General features: G+C 66.9%; 19 protein-coding genes. 12 read left to right on the top strand and 7 right to left on the bottom strand.

All coding sequences use genetic code 11. From position 1 onward, the window contains the following. Positions 1-20: 20 nt before the first annotated feature. Positions 21-839: a hypothetical protein gene (locus tag ACQY4K_RS00095; RefSeq protein WP_428392348.1), complete on the top strand. Its 819-nt coding sequence runs from the start codon at positions 21-23 to the stop codon at positions 837-839. Between the two features lie 183 nt (positions 840-1,022). Here the strand turns inward: ACQY4K_RS00095 and ACQY4K_RS00090 are convergent, their stop codons facing one another. Beyond that, complete coding sequence (locus ACQY4K_RS00090; protein WP_428392346.1) at positions 1,023-1,217, bottom strand: hypothetical protein; 195 nt, start codon at positions 1,215-1,217, stop codon at positions 1,023-1,025. A gap of 32 nt (positions 1,218-1,249) precedes the next feature. Then, positions 1,250-1,849, bottom strand: coding sequence for a hypothetical protein (locus tag ACQY4K_RS00085; RefSeq protein ID WP_428392344.1), 600 nt, complete (start codon positions 1,847-1,849; stop codon positions 1,250-1,252). Between the two features lie 266 nt (positions 1,850-2,115). On the opposite strand from ACQY4K_RS00085, the gene ACQY4K_RS00080 reads away from it, so the two are divergent. Next, the gene (locus ACQY4K_RS00080) at positions 2,116-3,366 is read left to right on the top strand and encodes a cellulase family glycosylhydrolase (protein ID WP_428392342.1); all 1,251 of its coding nucleotides are present in this window, start codon (positions 2,116-2,118) and stop codon (positions 3,364-3,366) included. A 293-nt stretch (positions 3,367-3,659) separates the two neighbouring features. Here the strand turns inward: ACQY4K_RS00080 and ACQY4K_RS00075 are convergent, their stop codons facing one another. From ACQY4K_RS00075 to ACQY4K_RS00060, 4 genes are all read right to left on the bottom strand, one after another. Next, complete coding sequence (locus tag ACQY4K_RS00075; protein WP_428392341.1) at positions 3,660-4,127, bottom strand: RES family NAD+ phosphorylase; 468 nt, start codon at positions 4,125-4,127, stop codon at positions 3,660-3,662. A gap of 6 nt (positions 4,128-4,133) precedes the next feature. After that, positions 4,134-4,574 (bottom strand): antitoxin Xre/MbcA/ParS toxin-binding domain-containing protein, encoded by a 441-nt coding sequence (locus tag ACQY4K_RS00070; RefSeq protein ID WP_428392339.1) that lies wholly within the window; start codon positions 4,572-4,574, stop codon positions 4,134-4,136. Between the two features lie 82 nt (positions 4,575-4,656). Next, a complete protein-coding gene (locus ACQY4K_RS00065) occupies positions 4,657-5,595 on the bottom strand; it encodes a 2-hydroxyacid dehydrogenase (RefSeq protein WP_428392337.1) in 939 nt (312 codons plus the stop codon). Positions 5,596-5,613: 18 nt separating this feature from the next. Continuing rightward, on the bottom strand, positions 5,614-6,387 hold the full coding sequence (locus ACQY4K_RS00060) for an SDR family oxidoreductase (RefSeq protein ID WP_428392335.1): 774 nt from the start codon (positions 6,385-6,387) through the stop codon (positions 5,614-5,616). Positions 6,388-6,495: 108 nt separating this feature from the next. Between ACQY4K_RS00060 and ACQY4K_RS00055 the strand changes: the two genes are divergently transcribed. The 8 genes from ACQY4K_RS00055 to ACQY4K_RS00020 are packed head-to-tail and all read left to right on the top strand — an operon-like array spanning position 6,496 to position 14,762. Next, positions 6,496-7,545 (top strand): L-idonate 5-dehydrogenase, encoded by a 1,050-nt coding sequence (locus ACQY4K_RS00055; RefSeq protein WP_428392333.1) that lies wholly within the window; start codon positions 6,496-6,498, stop codon positions 7,543-7,545. Then, positions 7,546-9,045 (top strand): sugar ABC transporter ATP-binding protein, encoded by a 1,500-nt coding sequence (locus tag ACQY4K_RS00050; protein ID WP_428392331.1) that lies wholly within the window; start codon positions 7,546-7,548, stop codon positions 9,043-9,045. Further along, positions 9,042-10,106 carry an ABC transporter permease gene (locus ACQY4K_RS00045; protein ID WP_428392330.1) on the top strand — a complete coding sequence of 355 codons (1,065 nt, stop codon included), beginning with the start codon at positions 9,042-9,044 and terminating at the stop codon, positions 10,104-10,106. Before ACQY4K_RS00050 ends, ACQY4K_RS00045 begins: the two co-directional genes overlap by 4 nt. Before the next feature lie 14 nt (positions 10,107-10,120). After that, a complete protein-coding gene (locus ACQY4K_RS00040) occupies positions 10,121-11,212 on the top strand; it encodes a substrate-binding domain-containing protein (protein WP_428392328.1) in 1,092 nt (363 codons plus the stop codon). A 15-nt stretch (positions 11,213-11,227) separates the two neighbouring features. Beyond that, on the top strand, positions 11,228-12,136 hold the full coding sequence (locus tag ACQY4K_RS00035) for an SMP-30/gluconolactonase/LRE family protein (RefSeq protein WP_428392326.1): 909 nt from the start codon (positions 11,228-11,230) through the stop codon (positions 12,134-12,136). Position 12,137: 1 nt separating this feature from the next. Beyond that, positions 12,138-13,187, top strand: coding sequence for a LacI family DNA-binding transcriptional regulator (locus ACQY4K_RS00030; RefSeq protein ID WP_428392324.1), 1,050 nt, complete (start codon positions 12,138-12,140; stop codon positions 13,185-13,187). Further along, positions 13,180-13,932 carry an SDR family oxidoreductase gene (locus ACQY4K_RS00025; protein WP_428392322.1) on the top strand — a complete coding sequence of 251 codons (753 nt, stop codon included), beginning with the start codon at positions 13,180-13,182 and terminating at the stop codon, positions 13,930-13,932. Before ACQY4K_RS00030 ends, ACQY4K_RS00025 begins: the two co-directional genes overlap by 8 nt. Beyond that, positions 13,932-14,762 carry an SDR family NAD(P)-dependent oxidoreductase gene (locus ACQY4K_RS00020; RefSeq protein WP_428392320.1) on the top strand — a complete coding sequence of 277 codons (831 nt, stop codon included), beginning with the start codon at positions 13,932-13,934 and terminating at the stop codon, positions 14,760-14,762. Before ACQY4K_RS00025 ends, ACQY4K_RS00020 begins: the two co-directional genes overlap by 1 nt. On the opposite strand, the gene ACQY4K_RS00015 is transcribed toward ACQY4K_RS00020, so the two are convergent. After that, a complete protein-coding gene (locus ACQY4K_RS00015) occupies positions 14,749-15,540 on the bottom strand; it encodes an SDR family NAD(P)-dependent oxidoreductase (protein WP_428392318.1) in 792 nt (263 codons plus the stop codon). The two genes, ACQY4K_RS00020 and ACQY4K_RS00015, sit on opposite strands and share 14 nt — an antisense overlap. Before the next feature lie 38 nt (positions 15,541-15,578). Between ACQY4K_RS00015 and ACQY4K_RS00010 the strand changes: the two genes are divergently transcribed. Both ACQY4K_RS00010 and ilvD read left to right on the top strand, forming a co-directional pair. Continuing rightward, a complete protein-coding gene (locus ACQY4K_RS00010) occupies positions 15,579-15,992 on the top strand; it encodes a PaaI family thioesterase (RefSeq protein WP_428392316.1) in 414 nt (137 codons plus the stop codon). Between the two features lie 70 nt (positions 15,993-16,062). Beyond that, on the top strand, positions 16,063-17,928 hold the full coding sequence (ilvD, locus tag ACQY4K_RS00005; RefSeq protein ID WP_428392314.1) for a dihydroxy-acid dehydratase: 1,866 nt from the start codon (positions 16,063-16,065) through the stop codon (positions 17,926-17,928). The last annotated feature ends 14 nt before the right edge of the window (positions 17,929-17,942 follow it).

Genomic DNA, 17,942 nt, shown 5'->3' with positions numbered 1-17,942 from the left:
TTCGCACGCCTGGGTGTCGCTTGTCGGTAATCGGCCGTCTCTGGCGTCGTGCGCCGGCCTGGCGGCTGTTGCTGTTCACAGCGGTTACGACCACGGCGCTGGCCGCGATGTTCCCACCGCGACTTCCGACAGTCTCGCTGCGGCGGCAGCAGCCCACCGGGCCGCGCTACACGCCTCCCAACGCGACCGCGCCGCCCGACTATACCGCCATCTCGACACCCCCGATTACCGGCACCCGCCACGGATTGATCCCGTTCGGCGGCCGCCAGGTGCCGCTGCCGCAGGGCAACTGGTCGGAGATCGTGCTGTTGCAGGCGGTGGGTCCGGTCTCGCGCCAGGGGGTGGTGCTGGCCCGTCTGCAATCCGGCCGGATGACCGGAATGATCGTGGCCCTCGGCACGCCGCCGACCGACCGCGACGCGCCGGTCCCGAATGCCGCCTGCGTCGATCCGACCGGTATGCCGGTGCATATGCTCAGCCCAGCGCAAGCCGGTGACCCCCTGGCACAGGAATGCTGGTCGCTGCGCCGCCTGGTGACGAGCGAACTGGTCTCCTCGCGCAATCCGATCGAGAGCCGTGCCTTCGACCGCCTCGGCAAGCTCGACGTGGCGGTGCCGGCGCATCTGCTGGCGGTGCGCTACTACCGCCACGATCACGGCACGACACTCGCCGTCACCACCCTGTTGCCCGACCCAAACGAAAGCGCCAGCCTGGTGCGACGCACCGATGCCTGGGCCCGACGCTGGGTGGGATTGCTGCATCGCGGTTTCGACGATGCGCTGGTTGCACGTGATGTCAGCGGCGCTCCAGCACGAGACCCGGACGCTCAATCCGACTGATCCGCGCGTTCACGTCAGTGGGGCGTGTGGACGCAGCTCTGTCTCGTCGTAGCGCCTCAGTCGATAGACAATGGCGGAAACCAATCAGGCGAGCACGAAGAGGACGACAATGGCATAGCCGAGCGTGCCGAAATTATCGCTCAGCGCACCCGCCTTGTCCGAGAACCAGCCATGCAGGCGCCACTATTGACCGATTGTTGCTGCGGTCTCGATGCCGCCGATCAGCAATGCCACCGTCGCCGAGACGAGGGTGACGATGAGATTGTAATAGAGCTTGCGGATCGGCTTGACGAAGGCCCAGCCATCGGCGCCGAGCATGACGATTCCATCGGTGGTGTCGATCAACGCCATGCCGGCGGAGAACGGCGCCGGAAACACCAAATCGCATAGACCGGCAACCCCTTGCCCGCCTAGGTCGCGGCAACCGTGAGCAGGCTGACTTCCGTTGCGATATCAAAACCGGTCCCAAACAGCGGACCGATCAGCAGCATCTGCGAACTCTGCCTGACCAGCCCGAACCAGGGACGCACCAGGCGCGCGATCAAGCCACGGTTGTTCAACAGGATATCGAAGCGCTCCGCGTCATAGGCGCCGCCGGCGCGGACATGGCGGAAGGTGCGATACACCGACAGCGCGATCGCCGCGTTCATCGCCGCCATTGTCAGCAGGAATAACCCGGACACCAAAGTGCCGAAGGTGCCTGCGACTTCGTTGAAGCGGAGAAAGCGATGCTGGATCTGCATGACCGCGACCACGACCCGCTTGCCGTCCTGCAAGAGCTTGCGGGTGACGGTGTCGATCGCCGCGATATGATCGGCGTCGACCGCATCGCGCAGCCCGAAGCTGTAGGCGAGCAGCGCCGTGCCGAGCAACACCGGCCGGTCATGGAACGCGACAAGCGCATAGCTCCAGGCCAGGACGTTGAACGCGATCAGCCCCGCATAGAGGCCCGCCACGCGGCCACGGACGTCGCTGCGCAGTAGCCGTTGCAAAGGGGCAAGCAGCGGCATTTCCCTTGCGCGCAAAACCGTGTCTCCAACGATGACCTTGATTGCACCCACGCAGCCGGTCGCCGCTGCGTTGAGGCGATTGAACAGCGTGAAAGCCGCCCGTCGCTTTGGTCAACGCCGATTGCCCTCAAGCATCTTCCATATTGGATAACGGTTTTTTGACTATGTTCCGGAATTTGTCTGAGTAATTGTCGCTCCGGGTCGTCGGGGCCACGACCCGTAACGCAAAAAAGCCAGTCAGTGGCCCGAACGGGGGAAACATAATCATGCTCAGCAGAAGATCGGTGATGGCGGCCACCGCCGGGGTTGTCGCGGCAGGCGCGCTCCGGCCGGCCGACGCGCAAGCCGCGGCCGCTGCAACGCGATGGACCGAGGCCAGGGCCACGTCCTGGTATAACCGCCAACCCTGGATGGTTGGCCCTGTCTATGTGACTTCAACCGCGGTGAACCAGCTCGAAATGTGGCAGGCCGCGACGTTCGATCCCACGACAATCGATCGCGAACTGGGCTGGGCGCAAGCCATCGGCGTGAACACCATACGCGTGTTCCTGCACAACGGCTTGTGGAACGAGGACCCGCAGGGTTTGCTGAGCCGGATGGACCAGTTCCTGACTATTGCGACCAGCCACAACATCCGCACGTTTTTCGTGCTGTTCGATAGTGTCTGGCGCGGGCTCTACAAGCTTGGGCCGCAGCCAGCACCGCTGCCGGGAATTCACAACTCGCAATGGGTGCAATCGCCCGGCGCGCTCACGCTCGCCGACCCCAGCCAATATCCGAGCCTGAAGAGCTACGTACAGGGGGTGATCTCGCGCTTTGCTACAGATCCACGCGTGGTGTTTTGGGATCTCTGGAACGAGGCCGACAACTCCGGCAGCAACGATCCCGTGAACAAGCTGGACCTGGTCGCAGCCCTGCTGCCGCAGGTCTATGCGTGGGCGCGTGAGGCGTCGCCGACGCAACCGCTGACCTGTTGCCTTTGGGCAGGCGACTGGTCGACACCCAGCAACTTCAACGCCGTGCAATCGGCGATCATGGCGAACAACGACATCAACAGCTTCCACAATTACGGCTTCGTCGAGAACTTCGCGCAATCGGCCAACTGGATGGCGCTGTACGGACGGCCGGTGATCTGCACCGAGTATATGGCGCGCAACATCGGCTGCCTGTTCGACACAGTGCTGCCATTCGGCAAGAGCCGTAATCTCGGCATGATCAATTGGGGCTTCGTCGTCGGCAAGACCCAGACCAACATCCCCTGGGACTCAGCACAGCACCCCTACGGCGATGCATCCGCATACGGAGGCACCGCTTTCCAGATCGTTGTTGAGCCGAACGGTATCAAACCGGTGGGACCGTATGCGGGAGAAACCCCGCCGGTATGGCAGCACGAAGTCCTGCACCCCGACGGCACGCCCTATCGGAACTACGAAGTGCAGCTCATCTATGATCTCGCAACCCAGGGCGGCAGCCAGCCCACCCCGCAATCGGTGGTGAGCCAACTCAGGCAGGGCTGATCGTGACATCAAGGCGGTGGACAACCGCGGCCGGAGAAGAACGCCTCCAGGTGGTTCTCCAGCACCGGAATGCCCATCGCCGTGCGCGCGGCGTCACGCCCGTCCCAGCATGCGGTTAAAGACGCCAAATTGAGCTCTTATCCTCGACAACCGGGCGCGTAGCCTGGTCTCATTGCGCGGGGCATCTGCACGTGCGGGCAGCGGCAAGGTCGCCTTGATCCAGTGCGCAAGTGCGTTGGCGTTTACGGCGATGATCCTCGCAGCCGCCGTCCCGAGACCTCCGCTGGTGAGGGTCAGGTCGGCGAGGGTACCCCGAACAGCCTCGCGTCCCATTCCAGCTTCTCCGCGACCCCGATCCTGATCCGTCGTGTGTCGGGATGGGCCGGGTTGACCAGGTAGTTGGGCTCCCGGGGAACCAGCGCCGATGGCACCCGAAGCAGCGGGGTGCGCCGGGCTGCGATCCACTCACCTCCGGCGGCCACGGCTTCCGGACTGCCGAGGGCGCGCCAGTTTGACGGCGGGCGGGTCATCAGATCCTCGATCATCACATCGTCCGGCACTTCGACCGCGACGCACAGCGTCTGGCCCAGATGTCGCCGCTGCATGAGACGCTCCAGCATTGCCAGCGACAGGGCGCCGGCGGCGTAGATCACCGGCGCGCCGGGTGGGTTCCAACGGCCGCCATAGGCTGCCGCGCCGGCGCCGTCCCATACGGGGTAATTCGCCGTGCCGAGGCGGAACAGTTCGAGGCCGACCGGCAAGGCCGATCAGACCGGTAGGTCGTGCTCGATATTGTGCAGGATGCGCTCCACCTGGCGGGCGCCGAGATCGGTCGCGGCGACCTCGATCGGACGAGCGGAGCCCAGCAAGGGGTGCGGCGCGTTCAGCCATTCCCGCGCTTCGTCCGCGGCGCCCAGGGCCTGGTGCGCCAGTGCAACGATCCGTGCGAGGCGTTCGGCGCGCTCGCTCGCCCCCGCGGACAGACGGTCCCGCCGCTTCAGACTGGCGGTGGACGTGACCAGTGCGGCGACGCGGCGGCGCGCCTCTGCCTCGTCAGGCGCTGCGTTGGCGGCCAGCTTTGAGACAACCCCGCCGGGGAAGCCGCGGGCGACGGCCGCCGCCAGCTCGACGACTGTCCGCGGCGTGCTGCCAACGGTTCCGGCACCGCCCAGGGCCGCCATAACCTTGCTCACTTCAAGCGGATACATCACATGTCCTCATTCATGTGACCCATATTATGAGGCTCATCTGACCCGGAAGCAAGAGCGCCGGTAGACTCGGAACACGCGGCTAAACCACGGCCGTGGGCAACGGACGGCCGGAAAAGAAGGCGTCCAGATTCTCCAGCATCAGGTTGCCCATCGCCGCGCGCGTCTCCTCGGTGGCGCTGCCGACATGCGGGGCGAGAGCCACGTTGGGCAGGCTCAACAGCGCCTCCGGCACGTTCGGCTCGTCGGCGAACACGTCGAGTCCGGCGCCGCCGAGACGGTTCCGGGCGAGGGCGGCAACCAGTTCCGGCTCGTCGATGATGGCGCCGCGCGCGATATTCACCAGCACGCCGCGCGGGCCGAGTGCCTCGATCACCGAGCGGTCGATCAGCCCGCGCGTCTCGACAGAGGCGGAGGTGGCGACGAACAACACGTCCGACACTGCCGCGAGTGCTCGAACATCGGCGTGATAGGCGTGCGCGGACTGCTTCGGACGTGGACCGGTATAGGCGATGCTGCCGCCGAAGCCCGCGAGCCTGGTGGCGATGGCGGCACCGATCCGGCCCAGACCGACGATGCCGTAGCGCAGGCCCGAGGCGCGCCTTGCGAGCGGCGGCTGGGATTGCGGCCACAAGCCGTCGCGCACATGCCGCTCCACCGCCGGCAGACGGCGCATGACGTTGAACATCAGCGCAATCGCCAGATCCGCGACATCATCGGTGAGCACGTCGGGCGTGTTGGTGACCCGCACACCCGCCGCCTGCATCGCCGCGAGATCGACCCGGTCATAGCCGACGCCATTGATCGCGACGATGCCGAGATCGGGCAGTCGTGCGGCCAGCGCGTTATCGATGCCGAGATGACCGCCGGTGACGACGGCGCGCACGCCGGCCGCGTGCTCGCGCAACCACGCCTCGCGCGCTTGCGGCTCGGGCCCGCGATGCACGACGTAGCGCTCGTCGAGCACCGCCTGCGTCGAGGCAAGCAGCGGGCAGAGCTGCAACAACTTCATGCTCATCATCGTCACCTTCAATTCGCTCTAAAGCACCGACAGCACGCCGCCATCCACATAGATCACCTGGCCGTTGACGAAGTCCGAGGCGGTTGAGGCCAAAAACACCGCCGTGCCGCACAGTTCCTCGACCCGGCCCCAGCGACCGGCCGGCGTGCGCTTGCGCAACCACGCATCGAACACCGGATCCTCGCGCAGCGGCTGGTTCAGCGGGGTCTCGAAATAGCCTGGGCCGATCGCGTTGATCTGCAATCCGTGCTTCGCCCAGTCGGCGCACATGCCGCGCGTCAGCATTTTCACCGCACCCTTGGACGCCGTATAGGGCGCAATCGTCGGCCGCGCCGCCTCGCTCTGCAGGCTGGCGATATTGATGATCTTGCCGCGCCCGCGCGCAATCATCCGCTTTGCCACCGCCTGGCCCACGAAGAACACGCTGTCGAGATTGCTGCGCATGACCTCGCGCCAGGTCTCGACGGGAAAGTCCTCAAGCGGCGCGCGACGCTGGATGCCGGCATTATTGACCAGGATGTCGATGCCGCCGACCTCGTGCTCGATCCGCGCCACCCCAGCCTCGACGGCGTTGGGATCGGTGACGTCGAACACGCCCAAACCATCGGCGGCCGGGAGGGCAACCGCGTCGAGCGTCGCGGCGGCGGCCGCGAGCTTTGCCGCATCGCGCCCGTTCAGCACCACTCTCGCGCCGGCTTGCCCGAGACCGCGCGCCAGTGCCAGGCCGATCCCTTGGCTCGAGCCGGTCACCAGCGCCAGTCGTCCGGTCAGGTCGAAGAGGCTGGAAACCATCGCGTTATGTTCCGAGTTTCGGGGCTTACGCCTGCCCCGGGAGGGTGGCATACCGATGTGCACGGTCACATGACAAGGGTGCTGCGAGAGCCCCTGGGTAGGGATGGAATGTTGGCTGCTGTGCTGCACGGCGCCCATGATTTGCGCATTGAGGCACGCGAGGACCGCATGTTGCTGCCCGGTGAAGTCCGGGTGCGAGTCCGCGCGGGAGGCATCTGCGGCTCGGATCTCTCCTATTTCAACAAAGGCAGTGTCGGCGACTTCAAGATCCGTGAGCCGCTGACCTTGGGCCACGAAGTCGCCGGCGACGTGGTCGCGGTGGCGGCGGGCGACGGGTTCGCGGCACCCGCGATCGGCACCCGGGTCGCGATCAATCCAAGCAGGCCCTGCCTGCATTGCGGCTTCTGTAGAGCGGGGCGCGAGAACTTATGCCGCAGGATGCGCTTCCTCGGCAGTGCTGCGCTCATGCCGCATATCCAGGGCGCCTTCAGCGAGACCGTCGTGGTGCGCGCCGACCAGTGCGTGCCGGTGCCCGCCGACATGCCGTATCGCCTCGCCGCCTGCGCCGAGCCGCTTGCCGTGGCACTGCACGGGGTCCGGCGCGCAGGTCGCGTCCTGGGTGCCAACGTGCTGGTCGCCGGCGCCGGCCCGATCGGGTTGCTCTGCCTGGCGGCGGCCCTGCATGCCGGTGCCGGCAGCGTCACCGTCACCGACCTGTTCGATGGGCCGCTCGCAATCGCCCGACGCATGGGGGCGTCGCAAGCCGTCAATGTGCGCGACGATGCAGGCGGGCTCGAACACCTGGCAGGTGCTGCCGGCGGCTTCGACGTAGCCCTGGAGGCCACCGGTTCGACGGCCTCCATCGTCGCCATGCCGGCGCTGATGCGTCCGGGCGGCCGCATCGTCCAGCTCGGCATGCTGCCGCCGGGTGCCACGCCGCTCCCCGTCAACCTGCTGATGGCGCGCGAGATCGACCTGGTCGGCTCGTTCCGCTTTCATGAGGAGTTCGGCATCGCCGTCGCCGCCCTCGCCAACGGGCGGATCGATGTGAGCCCGATCCTGTCGGCGACCTTTCCGCTGGCCGAGGCGAACGCCGCCTTCGCGCTCGCGTCCGACCGCGCGCAGGGCGCGATCAAGGTGCATTTGGAGATCGGCTGAATGGGCTCGCCGCCGCTGCTGGAGTTCGAGCAGGTCAGCAAGCGCTTCGGCGGCACCCTGGCCGTGGATCAGGTTTCGCTGACCTTGCACGAGGGCCAGATCCTGGCGCTGCTCGGCGAGAACGGCGCCGGCAAATCCACTTTGATCAAGGCGCTGGCCGGAATCCACACCCCCGATGCGGGACGCATCCTGTTCCGCGGCGAGCCTTACCGGCATCTCGCCGCCCGCCACGGGCAGCGCCAGTCGGTCGCCTTCATCCATCAGGATCTCGGCCTAATCGACTGGATGACCGTCGCCGAGAACGTGGCCCTCGGGGTCGGCTACCCGCGTGCCAAGGGATTGATCAACTGGCGGCAATCGCGCGCGCAGGCGCAGGCGGTGCTGCGCACGATGAGTGCGGACATCGATCCCGATGCGCGGATCATGCATCTCAGCCGCACCGAGCGCTCGCTGGTGGCGATCGGCCGCGCGTTGGCCGCACGGGCGGAAGTGCTGGTGCTGGACGAGCCGACCGCGAGCCTGCCGGCCGACGAGGTCGAGCGGCTGCTGGCGGTGCTGCGCGATTTGCGCGCCACCGGCATCGGCATGATCTATGTCTCGCACCGGTTGGACGAGGTGTTCCAGGTTGCTGATCGGGTCGCGGTGCTGCGCGACGGCCGGCTCGTCGGGGTCAAGCCCGTTGCCGAGACCAGCCCCGCCGACCTGGTTGCGATGATCGTGGGCCGACCGCCCGAGCAGGTGTTCGCGGCCCCCGGCGACACTGGCGAGCGCGCTTGCCTGATGCTCGACGACCTGGTCGCGGGTGACGCCGGCCCGGTGCGCCTCACTTTGCGCGAAGGCGAAATGGTGGGGTTGGTCGGCTTGCGCGGCGCCGGCCAGGACGCCATCGGTCGCGCGCTGTTCGGCTGCAACGCGGTCTCCGGCGGCGAAATGCACCTTGCCGGAAGCCGCTACCGGCCCGCCTCCCCGGCCGCGGCAATGCGAGAAGGGGTCGGGCTGGTCGCCGGTGAGCGGGTGCTGGAGAGCCTCGGCATGACACTGAGCGTGCGCGAGAACATCTATCTCAATCCCGGCGCCTATGGCGCGGCCCTGCTCGGCCTGCGCTCGCCAGCCAAGGAAAACGCCTCGTGCGTCGCCGCCGGCGCGCGCATGAGCCTGCGTCCGAACGATCCGCGGCGTCCGGTGGAGACGCTCTCCGGAGGCAACCAGCAGAAGGTCGTGCTGGCCCGCTGGCTGGGGCTGGCCACCCGGCTGCTGATCCTCGAGGAGCCGACCGCCGGCGTCGATGTCGGCGCAAAGGCGGAGATCTACGCGCTGCTGCGCGCAGCACTCGCCGGCGGCCTCGCGATCGTGGTGGTGGCGACCGACTTCGAGGAGGTCGCCAAGATCTGCCACCGCGCGCTGGTGTTCAGCCAGGGCCGTGTGGCCGCCGAGATTGGCCGCGACAAGCTTTCGGTGGCGAGCCTGCTCGCCGCCGCTTCTGCCGGGGTCCACGCATGAACACATTGAAATCGACCGCGCTGGAGCCGGCCCCGGGGGCACTCGCCGGCCTCTCCGTCGGCCGGCGGATCGCGGGCCTGCTGCCGGTCTACGGGCTCGTGGTGCTGACCGTGCTGCTGGCAGTGCTGTTCTCGATATTGCTGCCGGATACCTTCCCGACCTGGCTGAACGTGCGCTCGATCCTCGGCGACAAGGCGGTGGTGGCGATGCTGTCGCTCGCCGCCACGGTGCCGATGATGACCGGCAAGATCGACCTCACCGTCGGCTATGGCGTCGTGCTCTGGCAGATCCTGGCGATCTCGCTGCAGATCGGCGGCGTGCCCTGGCCGGTCGCGGTGCTGATCGTGCTGGCGATGGGGCTGGTGTTCGGCCTGATCAACGGGCTGCTGGTCGAGGTCGCGCAAATCGACAGCTTCATCGCGACCCTGGGCACCGGCACCGTGACCTATGCGGTCGCCTTGTGGTGGACCGGCGGCCGACAGGTGATCGGCCAGCTCAGTCCGGGGTTCTTCGCACTCGACACCGCGAGCCTGTTCGGCGTGCCGATCCCGGCCTTCTACGTCTTTGGACTCGCGTTGCTGCTTTGGGTGGTGTCGAGCTACACGCCGCTCGGGCGCTATTTCTATGCGATCGGCGCCAACCCGCGCGCCGCTGAACTGAACGGCATCCCGACCCGCCGCTATGTGATGCTTGCCTTCATGACCTCTGGCGTGATCACCGCTCTGGCCGGCGTGGTGCTGGCCGCACGCCTCCGCGTCGGTCAGGCCAGCGTCGGCCTGGAGTTCCTGCTGCCGGCTCTGGTCGGCGCCTTCCTGGGGTCGACCACGATCAATCCCGGCCGGGTCAATGTCTGGGGCACGGTCATCGGCGTGGTGATCCTGGCAATCGGCATCTCCGGCATCGAACAACTCGGGGGCGCCTTCTGGGTTGAGCCCGCCTTCAATGGCGCGACCTTGCTGTTCGCCATCGGGCTCGCCGGCTGGACCGGACGTCGTCGCGTGCAGCGCGCCACTAAACATCGTCGGGTCAAGGTGCGCGCCGCCAAACCTGCCAATCAATAAAATGGGGAGACTTCATGAAACGCCAGACGATCGCGGCAGTCGCGTTGCTCGCGCTCAGCGGGAGTGCGCATGCCCAAGACAGCCTCTCCGCGGCCCAGGCCGTGGTGAAGGCCGCAACCGCGCCCGCGGCAAAATGGGGCGGACCGACGACCGGGCCAAAAGCAGCAGCCGGCAAAACCGTGATCTATGTCGCGGCCGACATGCGCAATGGCGGCATTCAGGAGGTCAGCGACGGAGTGAAGGAGGCCGGCCGCAAGATCGGCTGGACGATCCGGGTGCTGGACGGTCAAGGCAGCGTCTCTGGGATCCAGTCCGCCTTCGGCCAGGCGATCGCGCTCAAGCCGGAAGGCATTATCATCGGCGGCTTCGATGTCGTGCAGAACGCCTCCACCATCAAGCAGGCGGAAGCGCAGGGCATCAAGATCGTCGCCTGGCACGGCGGTCCCAAGCCCGGTCCGATGCCGCAATACAAGGTGATCTCCAACGTCACCAGCAACAGCGCCGACGTTGCCAAGGTCGCCGCCGATTACGGCATCGTGCGCAGCGACGGCCATGCCGGCGTCGTCATCTTCACGGACAGCGCCTACGCCATCGCACTCTCCAAGGCGAAGATGATGCGCGACGAGATCAAGACCTGCCCGGGCTGCAAGGTGCTCGCCTTCGAGGACACCCCACTCGCCGACACCTCGACGCGCATGTCGCAGCTCACCACATCGTTGCTGCAGCGTTTCGGCAAGAAATGGACGACGTCGCTTGCGATCAACGACCTCTATTACGACTTCATCGGACCGCCTTTGATCTCCGCAGGGCTGAACCCGGCCGGCCCACCCGTCAATATCAGCGCCGGTGACGGCAGCACCTCGGCGTTCGAGCGCATCCGCGCCGGGCAATACCAGGCGGCGACGGTGCCGGAGCCGCTGCTGCTGCAAGGCTGGCAGGTGATCGACGAGATGAACCGCGGCTTTGCCGGCAAGCCTGCATCGGGCTACGTCGCACCGGTGCATCTCGTGACCAAGCAGAATGTCGACCTCGACGGCGGCAGACACGACAACTACGACCCGGCAAACGGCTATCGCGCCGCCTATGCCAAGATCTGGGGCAACTAAGGATATCCTCGTGCTGTGAACCAGATCGAGATCGTCGACAAAAGCTTTGCCCGCTACGTGATGCACAACGCCAGGCTTGAGTGCATCGCCCAAGGGTTTCGCTGGACCGAAGGTCCGGTCTGGTTCGGCGATGCCGGCTGTCTGCTGTTCAGCGACATCCCCAACAACCGGATCATGCGCTGGATCGAGGGGATCGGTGTCTCGGTGTATCGCCAGCCGAGCCAGTTCGCCAATGGCGGCACGCGCGACCAGCAAGGCAGACTGATCTCCTGCCTGCATGGCGCGCGCGCCGTCGTGCGCACCGAGCATGACGGTCGGATCACCACGCTGGTGGAGAAGTTCCAAGGGCAGCGCCTGAACTCGCCGAACGACGTGGTGGTGAAGTCGGACGGCTCGATCTGGTTCACTGACCCGCATTACGGCATTGCCATGGATTACGAGGGCGAGCGCGCCGAGGAGGAGCTGCCCTGCCACGTCTATCGTTTCGATCCGCGGCATCGTCGGCTGGTCGTCGCCTGCGACACATTCGACTGCCCGAACGGCCTGTGCTTCTCGCCCGACGAGAGCCTGCTCTACATCGCGGAGACCGGCCGCATAAGCGAGGACTCCGCCACCCGCGAGATCAGGGTGTTCGAGATCAGGGACGCCGCCCGCGGCCAGCTCGGCGAGGGGCGATCGTTCTATGCCCCGGACGTGGGCGCCGCCGACGGGTTCCGCTGCGACGAGGATGGCAATATCTGGACCAGTGCCGGTGACGGCGTGCATTGCGTCAGCCCCGAGGGCGCGTTGCTCGGCCGGATCCGGCTGGGCGAGCCGGTCTCCAACGTCACCTTCGGCGGCCGCCATCGCAGCCGTCTGTTCATCTGTTGCGCGACTGCCGTTCACGCGATCTACCTGAACCGCCGTGGCGCGCCGCCTCCCTGACATGAGTCTGCAAGGAGCCCGCAAGGCCACGCTGCGCGATGTCTCCAGGCTCGCCGGCGTCTCGCGCATGACCGTGACCCGCGCTTTGGTCCGCCCCGACCAGGTGCTGCCGGCGACCCGCGCGCGGGTGCAACGGGCCGTGGCCCAGCTCGGCTACCTGCCGGACCGCGCGGCGGGGGGTCTTGCGAGCCGACGCAGCGGCTTCGTCGGGCTGGTGCTGCCGACCCTGGCCAACGGCAATTTCGCCGCCCTCGCAGAAGGTCTTACCGAGGGCTTGCGCAAGCCGGGCTACGAGCTGCTGATCGGCTACACCACCTACAGCGTCGCCGAGGAGGAGCGCCAGATACGCACCATCCTGTCGCGTCGGCCTGAGGCGCTGGTGCTGGCGGCGGCCCCGCACAGCGACATCGCGCGCCGGCTGCTCGCTCATGCCGCCCCGCCGGTGATCGAAATTGCTGAACTGCCGGAGCAGCCGATCGGCCGCGCCATCGGCTTCTCCAACTATGCCGTGGGCTTTGACGCGGCGCGGTTCCTGATCGGCCTCGGACACCGCCGGCTCGCCGCCCTCGGCCCCGCACGCAGCCTGGATCGCTTCGACACGCGTGGCGAAGCCCGCCTGCGCGGCTTCGCCGACGCTCTGCGCGAGGCCGGCCTGGCCTGCGACCTGATCCGCGCCGACGGCGAAATCCCGCTCTCCTTCGAGCACGGCGCCCGCTCGATGGCAGCCCTGCTCGACGACGCCCCGGACGTGACCGCCGTGTTCGCGATCTCCGACCTGTCGGCCGTCGGCGCGTTGATGGAGTGCCGCAGACGCACCATCGACGTGCCTGGCCGGCTGTCGCTGATGGGCTTCGGCGATTTCGACATCAGCCGGCAGATGGTGCCACCTTTGAGCACCATCGGCGTTGACTTCCGTGGCCTGGGACAGGGTGCCGCCGCCATGATCCTCGACCTGCTGCATGGAGTCCCAGGGGGCGATACAAAGATCGATGTCGGCTTCAAGGTGATCCCACGCGGCACCACCCGAACGAACGGAGACAGGCATGGCTGAAAGAGGGATCGCTCTGGTCACCGGCGCCGGCAGCGGCATCGGCCGTGCCGTTGCCCTGTCGCTGCTCGCGGATGGCTGGTCGGTCGCACTCGCCGGACGCAAGGCCGACACGCTGGCCGAGACCGCCCGACTGCACAACGATGCCGAGGCGCGCACCCTGATCCATGCCACGGACGTCTCCGAGCCGGCTTCCGTGGATGGGCTGTTCGCGTCCATCGGCGAGCGCTTCGGCCGGCTCGATCTGTTGTTCAACAACGCCGGCACCAACGCCTCCGCAGCACCCGACGCGCTGAGCTTCGAGGATTGGTCGCGCGTGGTCTCGATCAACCTGACCGGCGCGTTCCTGTGCGCGCAGGGCGCCTTTCGGATGATGCGCCACCAGCAGCCGCGCGGCGGCCGCATCATCAATAACGGCTCGATTTCGGCGCACGCACCGAGGCCGAACTCAATCGCCTACACCGCGACCAAGCATGCGATCACCGGGCTGACCAGGTCGCTGTCGCTCGACGGCCGCCGCCACGACATCGCCTGCGGCCAGATCGATATCGGCAATGCGCTGACCTCGATGGCGGCACAGATGCAATCGGGCGTGCCGCAGGCGAGCGGCGAGGTGGCGGTCGAGCCGGTGATGCACGTGAATGACGTTGCCCGCACGGTCATGCTGATGGCCTCGCTGCCGCTCGACACCAATATCCAAACCGTAACCGTCATGGCCACCGCCATGCCCTTCGTAGGACGCGGCTAATGACCCACTTTGCCTTGCAACCCGGCGGCACCGCCGTCGTCACCGGTGCGGCGAGCGGCATCGGCCTCGCCGCAAGCCGCCGCTTCGCGACACTCGGGCTGAACGTCGTGCTGTGCGACTTGCCGGGAGACGCGCTCGACCGCGCCCGCGACACCGTCGCCACCTCCGGCGGCCGAGCACGCGCCTTCGCCGCCGACGTCTCGGAACCCGACCAAATGCTGGCCTTGCGCGACTTCGTGCTCGCCGAGACCGACGCGGTATCAATCCTAATGAACAATGCCGCCACAGGCGACAATCCGGGCCACGCCTGGGAGAACCCAACCGGCTGGCGCACGCTGCTGGAGACCAACCTGCATGGTGTCATCAACGGCGTGCAGGCCTTCACGGGCGCCATGCTCGCCTCCGGCCGGCCAGGCCTGATCGTCAATACCGGCTCCAAGCAGGGCATTACCCTGCCGCCTGGCAACAGCGCCTACAACGTCTCCAAGGCGGCGGTAAAGGCGCTGACGGAAAGCCTCGCACACGAGCTGCGCGAAGCCGGCGGCCAGATCAGCGCGCATCTGCTGATCCCAGGCTTCACCTTCACCGGCATGACGGATGCCGCCGAGAAGCCCGACGCCGCCTGGACAGCGGACCAGGTGATCACCTTCATGCTCGACAGCATCGAGGCCGGCGACTTCTACATCCTCTGCCCCGACAACGCCGTGCCGAGGGCGACGGACGAGCAGCGGATGCGTTGGACGATCGGCGACATCATCGACAACCGCCCGGCGCTGTCCCGCTGGCATCCCGACTATAGGCAGGCCTTCGCACGCTTCATGCAGTCCTGAGCATCCCGCCATCGACGAAATAAGTGGAGCCCAGGCTGTAGCTCGCCTTTGACGAGCACAGGAAGACGAAGAAATTCGCAACCTCCTCGGGGGTGGCGAAGCGCTTGTTGGCAGCGTGCTCGTCGGCTACCGACTGCAGATGGCCCTCCCAATCGCCGCCGGTGTCGGCGGTGAGTTGCTTGGCGGTCTTGATCCAGTCCGGTGTCAGTACCAGCCCGGGATTGACGCAGTTCACCCGGATATTCTGGGTCGCAACCTCGTTCGCCAAGGTCTTGGAGAACATCATGAGTGCGGCCTTCGTGACGTTGTAGATCGGCTCATACCAGAGCGGCTGCACAGCACAGATCGAGGCATTGTGCAGCACAACTCCGCCGCCACGCCGGATCATCGAAGGCACCAGCCCGCGCGCCAGGCGCACCGCCGCCATCACATGCAGCTCCCAATAGGCCTGCCATTTATCGTCGGAGGCTTCCAGGATGGTCTCGTTCGAGCCGGATCCGGCATTGTTGATCAGGATGTCGACGCCGCCAAACGCGGCCTCGGCTGCCTCCACCAGCGCCGCGACGCCAGCCGCGTCGCCGACATCGCAGGCAACCGGCCGGGCGCGAATGCCATAGCGGCCGGCGAGGCGCGCCGCCTCCGAGGTCAGTCGCTCCTCGCCGCGCGCGGCCATCACCAGGTCGCAGCCCTCGGCCGCGAGCCCTTCGGCGATGGCGAGCCCGATGCCGACGCTCGCCCCGGTGACGAGGGCAACCTTGCCGCGCAATTCGAGATCCATGGTAGCTTGCCTCGCATCTTTTCGGAGTTAACGCACCGATGACGGAGCTTGTACCGGAAGGTTTCGCGCCGCATACCCGCAAAAGCGGCCTGACTGACCCGTCGGAGCCAATCTATGCGATGAAAGACCATGACGTCCTCATTCTTGGACTCCGCGCGGGCCCGGCACATGTGAATAGCAGGGGCTTCGTCCATGGAGGGCTGGTGACGGCACTCGCGGATAACGCGATGGGCCTGACCTGCGCGGGCCAGATCCCCGATGTCGCGTCGCTTGTCACCGTCTCCCTCTCTGTCGACTTCCTGGCGACGGCGCGGCAGGGGCAATGGGTAACGTTCGAGACCCGCTTCACCAAACATGGCAGCTCACTCAGCTTTGCTGACTGCTTCGTCAAGGCGGACGGAGAACCGTGCGCGCGCGTAAGCGGGACCTTCAGGGCCTTGCGCAAGACGTAAGCCTCGTTGCGTTCGCGTCATCCAGTGACCAGGTCTATACTGCGGTCCGTCAGACGCAACAGGATCAGTCATGCCGGCCTATCGCTCCCGCACCACCACCCACGGCCGCAACATGGCCGGCGCACGCGCGCTGTGGCGCGCCACCGGCATGCAGGACGGCGATTTCGGCAAGCCGATCGTCGCCATTGCCAACTCCTTCACCCAGTTCGTGCCGGGCCATGTGCATCTGAAGGATCTCGGCCAACTGGTCGCGCGCGAGATCGAGGCGGCCGGCGGCGTCGCCAAGGAATTCAACACCATCGCGGTCGATGACGGCATCGCCATGGGCCATGGCGGCATGCTCTACAGCCTGCCCTCGCGCGAGCTGATCGCCGACAGCGTCGAATACATGGTTAATGCGCATTGCGCCGACGCGCTGGTCTGCATCAGCAACTGCGACAAGATCACGCCTGGCATGCTGATGGCGGCGATGCGCCTGAACATCCCCGCGGTGTTCGTCTCGGGCGGTCCGATGGAGGCCGGCAAGATCACGACCGGGCTCACCACCCAGCGCGCCGACCTGATCACCGCGATGGTCGCCGGCGCCGACGACAGGGTCAGCGACGCCGATTCCGCGATCATGGAGCGCTCGGCCTGCCCGACCTGCGGCTCGTGTTCGGGGATGTTCACGGCGAACTCGATGAACTGCCTGACCGAGGCGCTCGGCTTGGCGTTGCCCGGCAACGGCAGCGTGCTGGCGACGCACGCCGACCGCAAGGAGCTGTTCCTCAAGGGCGCCCGGACCATCGTCGGTCTCGCCCGGCGCTGGTATGAGCAGGAGGACGCCACCGCCCTGCCACGCGGGATCGCGACCATGGCCGCCTTCGAGAACGCGATGTCGCTCGATATCGCGATGGGAGGTTCGACCAACACCGTGCTGCATTTGCTTGCGGCAGCACACGAAGGCGAGGTGCCGTTTGCCATGCGCGACGTCGACCGGCTCTCCCGGCAGGTGCCCTGCCTGTGCAAGGTGTCGCCGTCGAAGGCCGACGTGCACATGGAGGACGTGCACCGCGCCGGCGGCATCATGCGAATCCTGGGCGAGATGGCGCGCGGCGGCCTGATCGACACCACCACCGCCACCGTGCACGCGCCGACACTGGCGGAAGCACTCGCGCGCTGGGATATCCGTGCCGAGGGTGCGGCTTCGCACGAGGGCTGCCACCAGTTCTACCGCGCAGCCCCTGGCGGGGTGCGCACCACCGAGGCCTTCAGCCAGTCCAACCGCTATCTCGAATGCGACGACGATCCCGCCCAGGGCGTGGTGCGCGATATCGCGCACGCTTTCAGCCAGGATGGCGGCCTCGCCGTGCTGTTCGGCAACATCGCCCCGGAGGGTGCGATCGTGAAAACCGCTGGCGTCGATCCGGCATCGCTGGTGTTCTCCGGCCCCGCCCGCATTTTCGAAAGCCAGGACGACGCAGTGTCGGCCATCCTCGCCAATCGCATCAAGCCCGGCGACGTCGTGGTGATCCGGTATGAGGGCCCCAAGGGCGGCCCCGGCATGCAGGAGATGCTGTATCCGACCAGCTACCTGAAATCCAAGGGGCTTGGCGCACAATGCGCGCTGATCACCGATGGCCGCTTCTCCGGCGGCACCGCGGGCCTCTCGATCGGCCACATGTCGCCCGAGGCCGCGGAAGGGGGCGCCATCGCCCTGATCCGCGAAGGCGACACGATCGACATCGACATCCCCAACCGCAAACTCGAGGTGTCGGTGTCGGAGGCGGAGTTGGCGTCGCGGCGCGACGCGATGGAAGGGCGTGGGCCGGAAGCGTGGCGTCCAGACCGCGTGCGCGTGGTCTCACCGGCGCTGCAGGCCTACGCCGCACTGACGACCAGTGCGGCGCGTGGCGCGGTGCGCGACGTGTCGCAACTGGTGCGAGTACGTCTGTGAGGGCTGGTTCAGAA

The sequence above is a fragment of the Lichenicoccus sp. genome (assembly GCF_965276875.1).
Classification (GTDB): Bacteria; Pseudomonadota; Alphaproteobacteria; order Acetobacterales; family Acetobacteraceae; genus Lichenicoccus.
This window is presented reverse-complemented; position numbering and strand designations above follow the sequence as displayed.